The organism is Amnimonas aquatica (genome assembly GCF_002943415.1).
Taxonomy (GTDB): Bacteria; Pseudomonadota; Gammaproteobacteria; order Pseudomonadales; family Moraxellaceae; genus Perlucidibaca; species Perlucidibaca aquatica_A.
Genome location: NZ_PTQZ01000058.1, coordinates 1 through 8520, shown reverse-complemented (window position 1 = coordinate 8520; position 8520 = coordinate 1). Strand labels below are relative to the sequence as shown.

Below are 8520 nucleotides of genomic sequence, written 5' to 3'. Positions count from 1 at the left end.
GCGCCCCGGCCGCCGCCGTGGACGCCGCGCTGGCCGCCGCGACCACCGTGGTCGTGGTCGACCACCAGCACACCGCCACCAGCGACAAGGCGCACTGGCTGCTGTCCGCTGCCACCTTCGCCGAAGGCGACGGCACCCTGGTCAGCCAGGAGGGTCGCGCCCAGCGCTTCTTCCAGGTCTACGACCCGAGCTACTACGACGCTGCCGTGCTGGTGAAGGAGTCCTGGCGCTGGCTGCACGCGCTGCGCAGCACCATCCTCGACCAGGACGTGAGCTGGACCCAGCTCGACGAAGTGACCGGCGCCACCGCCGCCACCTTCCCGGTGCTGGCCGGTATCGTCGACGCCGCGCCGGGCGCCGGCTTCCGCGTCAAGGGCCTGAAGGTCGCGCGCGAACCGCGCCGCTATTCCGGCCGCACCGCCATGCGCGCCAACATCTCGGTGCACGAGCCGCGCGCGCCGCAGGACATCGACTCCGGCCTGGCTTTCTCCATGGAAGGCTACAGCGGTCCCAACGAAGATTCGCGCCTGGTGCCGTTCGCCTGGGCGCCGGGCTGGAACTCGCCGCAGTCGTGGAACAAGTTCCAGGACGAGGTCGGCGGCCACCTGCGCGCCGGCGACCAGGGCGTGCGCCTGTTCTCGGGCATCACCGACCCGGCGTGGTTCTCTGATGTGCCGGCCGCTTTCGGCGCCCGTGGCGATGCCCTGCGCGTGCTGCCGCTGTACCACCTGTTCGGCAGCGAGGAAATGTCGGCGCGCGCGCCGGTGACCGAGAGCCGTCTGCCGGCGCCGTACGCCGCGGTCAGCGCGGCCACCGCCGCCAGCCTCGGCCTGGCCGATGGTGACGCCGTGGCGGTCGATGTCGACGGCACCGTGCTCAGCCTGCCGGTGCAGATCGGCGGCCAGCTGCCGGCCGGCACCATCGGCCTGCCGGTGGGCCTGCCGGGCCAGCCGCGCTTCGCCATCCACAATGCCTGGGCCGCGGTCGGCAAGACCGCCGCCGCAGTGACGGGGGTCTGAGATGAACTTCGACTGGCTCACCCCCGATCTCGTCGCCATCTTCACCCAGGTCGCCAAGGCCGTGGTGATCCTGCTCGGCGTGGTGCTCTGCGCCGCCTTCCTGAGCTTTGTCGAGCGCCGCCTGCTGGCGCTCTGGCAGGACCGCCACGGCCCCAACCGCGTCGGTCCGTTCGGTCTGCTGCAGCTCGCCGCCGACATGCTGAAGATGTTCTTCAAGGAAGACTGGACGCCGCCGTTCGCCGACAAGTTCATCTTCTGGCTGGCGCCGGCCGTCGGCCTGTCGTCGCTGCTGGTGGTCATGGCCGTGGTGCCGATCACGCCGGAATGGCTGATCATCGACCTCAACATCGGCCTGCTGTTCTTCCTTGCCATGGCCGGTCTCGGCGTCTACGCCGTGCTCTTCGCCGGCTGGTCGAGCAACAACAAGTACGCCCTGCTCGGCGCCATGCGCGCCTCGGCGCAGACGCTGTCGTACGAAGTCTTCCTCGGCATCGCGCTGATGGGCGTGGTGGCGCAGGCCGGTTCGTTCAGCCTGCGCGACATCGTCTACGCGCAGCAGGACCTGTGGTACATCGTTCCGCAGTTCCTCGGCTTCTGCACCTTCCTGGTCGCTGGCGTCGCGGTCACCCACCGCCACCCGTTCGACCAGCCGGAAGCGGAACAGGAACTGGCCGACGGTTACCACATCGAGTATTCCGGCCTGAAGTGGGGCATGTTCTTCGTCGGCGAATACGTCGGCGTGGTGGTGATCTCCGCGCTCATGGCGACGCTCTTCCTGGGTGGCTGGCTGCCGCTGCCGATCCCGTTCCTGGAGGATCTGCCGGCGTTCTTCTGGTTCGCCGCCAAGACCGCCTTCTTCATCATGTTCTTCGTGCTTATTCGCGGCTCGCTGATGCGTCCGCGCTACGACGCGGTGATGACTTTCGGCTGGATGGTCTGCCTGCCGCTGACGCTGCTGAACCTGCTGGTGACCGCGGCCATCATCCTGCTCACCGCACCGCAGCCCTGAGGGATTCGAGAGATGACACTGAAAGGTATCCTGATCGGCGTGTACACCCAGTTGCGCAGCATCGTCATGGTGTTCTCGCACGCCTTCCGCAAGCGCGACACCCTGCTGTATCCGGAGGTGCCGATCTACGTGCCGCCGCGCTACCGCGGCCGCATCGTGCTGACCCGCGACCCGGACGGCGAAGAGCGCTGCGTGGCCTGCAACCTGTGCGCCGTGGCCTGTCCGGTCGGCTGCATCTCGCTGCAGAAGACCGAGGCCGAGGACGGCCGCTGGTATCCGGAGTTCTTCCGCATCAACTTCTCGCGCTGCATCTTCTGCGGCATGTGCGAAGAGGCCTGCCCGACCACGGCCATCCAGCTCACGCCGGACTTCGAGCTGGCCGACTACAAGCGCCAGAGCCTGGTCTACGAAAAGGAAGACCTGCTGATCTCCGGCCCGGGCAAGAACCCGGACTACAACTTCTACCGCGTGGCGGGCATGGCGGTCGCCGGCAAGCCCAAGGGCACGGCGCAGAACGAAGCCGCGCCGATCAGCGTCAAGGGCCTGCTGCCGTGACGGCAGCCTGAGAGGAGTACGGACGCCGTGCAATACGTTTTCTACATCGCCGCGCTGGTGGCCATCCTGTCCACGGTCAGGGTCGTCACCAACGCCAATCCGATCCACGCGCTGCTGAACCTGATCGTGTCGCTGCTCGCCGTGGCGGTGATCTTCTTCAGCCTCGGCGCGCCGTTCGCCGGCATTCTCGAAATCATTGTCTACGCCGGCGCGATCATGGTGCTGTTCGTGTTCGTGATCATGATGCTCAACCTCGGCGATGCCGGGGTGGCGCAGGAGCGTGCCTGGCTGTCGCCGCGTGCCTGGCTGTTCCCGGCGCTGCTGGCGCTGGTGCTGTTCGGCCTGCTGCTGTACGTGCTGACCGGCATGGGCACGCACCCGGCCGGCGAGGTCACGATCGATGCCAAGCAGGTCGGCATCACGCTGTTCGGCCCGTACCTGCTGGCGGTCGAGCTGGCCTCGTTCCTGCTGCTGGCCGCGCTGGTGACCGCGTATCACCTCGGCCGTTCGGACGATCAGCAGCAGTAAGGCGAAGAATGCGATTGTGGTGCCGGCCGAGGCCGGCAGAACCTGTGTGAGCACAGGCTGAATAGGGTGGGAATGAAATGACCGGAATACCGATGGAGCATGGCCTGGCACTCGCTGCCGTGCTGTTTGTCCTGGGCCTGGCGGGTGTGCTCGTGCGACGCAACATCCTGTTCATGCTGATGTCGCTGGAAGTCATGATGAACGCGGCCGCGCTCGCCTTCGTCGTCGCCGGTGCGCGCTGGGGCCAGCCGGACGGTCAGGTCATGTTCATCATGATCCTGTCGCTGGCCGCCGCCGAAGCCTCGGTCGGCCTCGCCATCGTGTTGCAGCTGCATCGCCGCTTCAAGACGCTCGACATTGACTCTGCCAGCGAGATGAAAGGATGAATCTGCTCTTTCTGACCTTCCTGTTCCCGCTGATCGGCTTCCTGCTGCTGGCCTTCGCCCGCGGCCGCCTGTCCGAGAACGTCTCCGCGCTGATCGGCGTCGGCTCCATGGCGCTGTCCGCCGCCAGTGCCGCCTGGGTCGGCTACGACTTCCTGCGCACCGTGCCGGCCGGCGGCGCCTACACCCAGGTGCTGTGGACCTGGATCAGCGTCGACGGCTTCAGCCCGCAGTTCGCCCTTTACCTGGACGGCCTGGCGCTGACCATGATGGGCGTGATCACCGGTGTCGGCTTCCTCATCCACGTCTTCGCCTCCTGGTACATGCGCGGCGATGACGGCTACACCCGCTTCTTCTCGTACATGAACCTGTTCGTCGCCGCCATGCTGTTCCTGGTGCTCGGTGACAACCTGCTGTTCCTGTACCTGGGCTGGGAGGGCGTGGGTCTCGCCTCCTACCTGCTGATCGGCTTCTACTACCAGGACCCGGCCAACGGCCTGGCGGCGCGCAAGGCGTTCATCGTCACCCGCGTCGGCGACACCTTCATGGCCATCGGCCTGCTGATCCTGTTCCGCGAACTCGGCACCCTGAATATCCAGGACCTGATGACGCTGGCGCCGCAGCGCTTCGCCGAAGGCGATCCGTGGCTGACCGCCGCCACCCTGCTGCTGGTCGGCGGCGCGGTCGGCAAGTCCGCGCAGCTGCCGCTGCAGACCTGGCTCGCCGACGCCATGGCCGGCCCGACCCCGGTGTCCGCGCTGATCCACGCCGCCACCATGGTCACCGCCGGCGTCTACCTGATCGCGCGCACCCACGACCTGTTCCTGCTGACCCCGGACGTGCTGCTGCTGGTCGGCGTCATCGGCGCGGTGACGCTGGTGCTGTCGGGCTTCGCCGCGCTGGTGCAGACCGACATCAAGCGCATCCTGGCCTACTCGACCATGAGCCAGATCGGCTACATGTTCCTGGCGCTGGGCGTCGCGGCCTGGTCGGCGGCGATCTTCCACCTGATGATCCACGCCTTCTTCAAGGCCCTGCTGTTCCTCTCGGCGGGCGCGGTGATCATCGCCTGCCACCACGAGCAGGACATCTTCAAGATGGGCGGCCTGCGCAAGAAGATCCCGTTCGTGTACGCCTGCTTCCTGGTCGGCGGCGCCGCGCTGGCCGCGCTGCCGCTGGTGACCTCGGGCTTCTACTCCAAGGACGAGATCCTGTTCGAGGCCTGGGCCGGCGGTCACGACTACCTGCTGATCGCGGGCCTGGCCGGCGCCTTCCCGACCTCGGTCTACACCTTCCGCCTGATCTTCATTGCCTTCCACGGCAAGGAGAACGGGCACGCCGAGCCGATCAAGGGTGTCGACTACTGGCTGCCGCTGGCCGTGCTGCTGGTGCTGTCGACCGCGGTCGGCGCGCTGGTGCACCAGCCGCTCGAAGGCGTGCTGCCGGCCATGCCGTCGACGCTGCTGAGCGCCCAGGCCGCGCATGAGGGCAAGCTGGTGCTGGAGTTCGTCTCCGGCGGCATCGCCATTCTCGGCATCGTCATCGCCGCCGCGCTCTACCTGGGCGAGCGCCGTCTGGTGAACCGAATCTCGGCGACTGCGCCGGGCCGCGTGCTGACGAAGCTCTGGTACAACGCCTGGGGCTTCGACTGGCTCTACGACCGCATTTTCGTGCGTCCGTTCATGGCGCTGGTGCACCTGCTGCGCCGCGATCCGGCCGACCAGGCTGTCGGTGTCATCCCGCGTCTCAGCCAGGCCGGCAACCGCCTGCTGGCCGTGACCGAGAACGGTCAGATCCGCTGGTACGCCGCCTCGTTCGCGATCGGCGCGGTGCTCATCCTCTCTGTGCTGCTGCTGGTGTAAGCCATGATTGAATTCGACTCGACCATCCTGCCCTGGCTGCTCCTGCTGCCCTTCATCGGCGGCCTGCTGGCGTGGCAGACCGAGCGTGTCAGCCAGGTGCTGCCGCGCTGGATCGCGCTGTTCACCATGCTGGCCTTCCTGGTCATCACCTGCCTGATCTGGATCCAGGGCGGCTACGGCGTCGGCCAGATCGTCGATGCGGTCGGCGGCAAGCCGGTCTGGCAGCTCGATTTCCAGCGTGACTGGATCCCGCGCTTCGGCATCAGCTTCCACCTGGCGCTGGACGGCCTGTCGCTGATCATGCTGCTGCTCACCGGCTTCCTCGGCCTGCTGGCGGTAGCCTGCTCGTGGAAGGAAATCGACCGCCATGTCGGCTTCTTCCACCTGAACCTGCTGTGGAACCTGGGCGGCGTCGCCGGCGTCTTCCTCGCCGTCGACCTGTTCCTGTTCTTCTTCTTCTGGGAAATGATGCTGGTGCCGATGTACTTCCTGATCGCCCTCTGGGGCCACAGGGGAGCCAACGGCCGCAGCCGCATCAGCGCCGCCACCAAGTTCTTCATCTACACCCAGGCCAGCGGCCTGCTGCTGCTGCTCGCCATCATCGGCCTGGTGCTGGTGCACGCGCAGACCACCGGCGTGCTCACCTTCGACTACGACGACCTGCTCGGCACCAGCATGGCGCCGCTGGTCGAGATGGTGCTGATGCTGGGCTTCTTCATCGCCTTCGCGGTCAAGCTGCCGGTGGTGCCGTTCCACTCCTGGCTGCCCGATGCCCACGCCCAGGCGCCCACCGCCGGTTCCGTCGACCTCGCCGGCGTGCTGCTGAAGACCGCCGGCTACGGCCTGCTGCGCTTCGGCGTGCCGCTGTTCCCCAACGCCTCGCTGGAGTTCGCGCCCATCGCCATGTGGCTGGGCGTGTTCGGCATCTTCTACGGCGCCGTGCTGGCCTGCGCGCAGACCGACATCAAGCGCCTGATCGCCTACACCTCGGTCTCGCACATGGGCTTCATCCTGATCGGCATCTACGCCGGCAACATGGTGGCGCTGCAGGGCGTGGTGGTGCAGATGCTGGCGCACGGCCTCTCCGCCGGCGCCCTGTTCATCCTCTGCGGCGAGCTCTACGAGCGCCTGCACACGCGCGACCTGCGCGAGATGGGCGGGCTCTGGACACGCCTGCGCTACCTGCCGCCGATCACGCTGTTCTTCACCGCGGCATCGCTGGGCCTGCCCGGCCTGGGCAACTTCGTCGGCGAAATCATGATCCTGCTCGGCGGCTTCCAGGCCAACGCGGCGGCGACCATCGTGGCCTCGGGCGGCCTCATCCTGGCGGCCATCTACGGCCTGCTCATGATGCAGAAGGCCTTCTACGGCCCGGCCCGCTCGGATGTGCGCCTGCCCGACCTGAACGGCCGCGAGATCACCACCATGCTGGTGCTCATGGTGTCGCTGCTCTGGCTCGGCCTGTATCCGCAGCCGGTGTTCGACACCAGCCATGCCAGCATGCAGTTCCTCCATAACGTGTACACGCAGTCGCTGCCGGCTGTTCCGAATGCAGGTTTCTGACCGATGACCATCACCGTTAACAACCTCATCGCACTGCTGCCGCTGCTGATCACCGGCGCCACGGCCGTCCTGGTGATGCTGTCGATCGCGTTCAAGCGACTGCACGACCTGAACGCCACCATCGCCGTGATCGGCCTCAACCTGGCGCTGGGCTCTGTCTACTTCGCCTGGCAGGCCGGCCCGCAGACGGTCACACCGCTGCTTACGGTCGATGCCCACGCCTGCTTCTACATGGCGCTGGTGCTGTTTGCCACGCTCGCCTGCATGACGCTGAGCCATGCCTACATCGAAGGCCACAACGACAACAAGGAAGAGATCTACCTGCTGCTGACCCTGTCGGTCATGGGCGCGCTGGTGCTGATCATGAGCCGCCACCTGGTGTCGCTGTTCATCGGTCTGGAGCTGCTGTCGATCCCGGTCTACGGCCTGGTCGCCTACACCTTCCGCAACAAGCGTTCGCTGGAAGCCGGCATCAAGTACATGGTGCTGTCGGCCGCCGCTTCCGCCTTCATGCTGTTCGGCATGGCGCTGCTGTACGCCGAGTCGGGCACCATGACCTTCGGCGGCATCGGTGCCGAGCTGGCCGAGGCCGGCCTGCTCAGCCCCTACGCCTTCGCAGGCATCGCGCTGATCCTCTGCGCCATGGCCTTCAAGCTGTCGCTGGCGCCGTTCCACCTGTGGACGCCGGATGTCTACGAAGGTGCCCCGGCACCGATCGGCGCCTACCTGGCCACGGTCGGCAAGGTCGCTGTCTTCGCCGTGCTGCTGCGTCTGCTGATCGAGGCGCCGGCCGCCCATGCCGCGCTCTGGGGCTACGTGCTGGCGGTGATCGCCTTCGTTTCCATCGTGGTCGGCAACCTGCTGGCGCTGAACCAGACCAACATCAAGCGTCTGCTCGGCTACTCCTCGGTGGCGCAGATCGGCTACCTGCTGGTCGCCATCGTTGCCGGTGGCGCGCTGGCGCTGGAAGCGGCCGGCATCTACCTGATCGCCTACGTGGTCACCACCATCGGCGCATTCGGCGTGGTGGCGCTGACCTCCAGCCCGTACAAGGGCAAGGACGCCGATGCGGTCTACGATTACCGCGGCCTGTTCTGGCGCCGTCCGTACCTGACCGCGGTGATGACGGTGATGATGCTGTCGCTGGCCGGCATTCCCTTCACCGCTGGTTTCATCGGCAAGTTCTACGTCGCCGCGCTCGGTGTCGACGCCGGCCTGTGGTGGCTGATGGGCGCGCTCGTGGTCGGCAGCGCCATCGGCCTGTACTACTACCTGCGCGTGACCATCGCGCTGTACATGCCGGCGCCGGGCATGCGCCGCATGGAGGCCGCGGGCAACTGGGGCGTGCGCGCCGGTGGCATCATGGTGCTGGTCATGGCGGCGCTGATGTTCCTGATTGGCGTCTACCCGCAGCCGTTCATGGAAATCGTCAACCTGGCCGGCATCGCGGTCTTCCCCTGATCGCCTGAATGCGGCTGCTGAACGAAAAAGCCATCTTCCGGGATGGCTTTTTCGTTTCCAGGGCGTGAAGCTCGTCAGGTCGGGTGGGAATTTCTTTGCGTCCTCCCGACATATGTCGTCTTTCTGTACCTAAAGTAACA

General features: G+C 66.7%; 8 protein-coding genes. All 8 read left to right on the top strand.

The window, feature by feature from the left end; translation table 11 throughout:
* The coding region (locus C5O18_RS03870) for a molybdopterin-dependent oxidoreductase (RefSeq protein WP_158249259.1) at nucleotides 1-1019 on the top strand (1019 nt) is incomplete at its 5' end.
* Nucleotide 1020: 1 nt separating this feature from the next.
* A complete protein-coding gene (gene nuoH / locus C5O18_RS03865; protein ID WP_105191629.1) occupies nucleotides 1021-2028 on the top strand; it encodes an NADH-quinone oxidoreductase subunit NuoH in 1008 nt (335 codons plus the stop codon).
* 12 nt (nucleotides 2029-2040) lie between these two features.
* Nucleotides 2041-2583 carry an NADH-quinone oxidoreductase subunit NuoI gene (nuoI, locus tag C5O18_RS03860; RefSeq protein WP_105191627.1) on the top strand — a complete coding sequence of 181 codons (543 nt, stop codon included), beginning with the start codon at nucleotides 2041-2043 and terminating at the stop codon, nucleotides 2581-2583.
* Nucleotides 2584-2610: 27 nt separating this feature from the next.
* Nucleotides 2611-3111, top strand: a complete 501-nt coding sequence (gene nuoJ, locus C5O18_RS03855; protein WP_105191625.1) for an NADH-quinone oxidoreductase subunit J — start codon at nucleotides 2611-2613, stop codon at nucleotides 3109-3111.
* Nucleotides 3112-3188: 77 nt separating this feature from the next.
* On the top strand, nucleotides 3189-3497 hold the full coding sequence (gene nuoK, locus C5O18_RS03850) for an NADH-quinone oxidoreductase subunit NuoK (RefSeq protein WP_105191623.1): 309 nt from the start codon (nucleotides 3189-3191) through the stop codon (nucleotides 3495-3497).
* The gene (gene nuoL / locus C5O18_RS03845) at nucleotides 3494-5356 is read left to right on the top strand and encodes an NADH-quinone oxidoreductase subunit L (RefSeq protein WP_105191621.1); all 1863 of its coding nucleotides are present in this window, start codon (nucleotides 3494-3496) and stop codon (nucleotides 5354-5356) included. The genes nuoK and nuoL overlap by 4 nt, the downstream gene beginning before the upstream one ends.
* Before the next feature lie 3 nt (nucleotides 5357-5359).
* Nucleotides 5360-6919: an NADH-quinone oxidoreductase subunit M gene (nuoM, locus tag C5O18_RS03840; protein ID WP_105191619.1), complete on the top strand. Its 1560-nt coding sequence runs from the start codon at nucleotides 5360-5362 to the stop codon at nucleotides 6917-6919.
* A 3-nt stretch (nucleotides 6920-6922) separates the two neighbouring features.
* The gene (nuoN, locus tag C5O18_RS03835; RefSeq protein ID WP_105191617.1) at nucleotides 6923-8380 is read left to right on the top strand and encodes an NADH-quinone oxidoreductase subunit NuoN; all 1458 of its coding nucleotides are present in this window, start codon (nucleotides 6923-6925) and stop codon (nucleotides 8378-8380) included.
* Nucleotides 8381-8520: the final 140 nt, after the last annotated feature.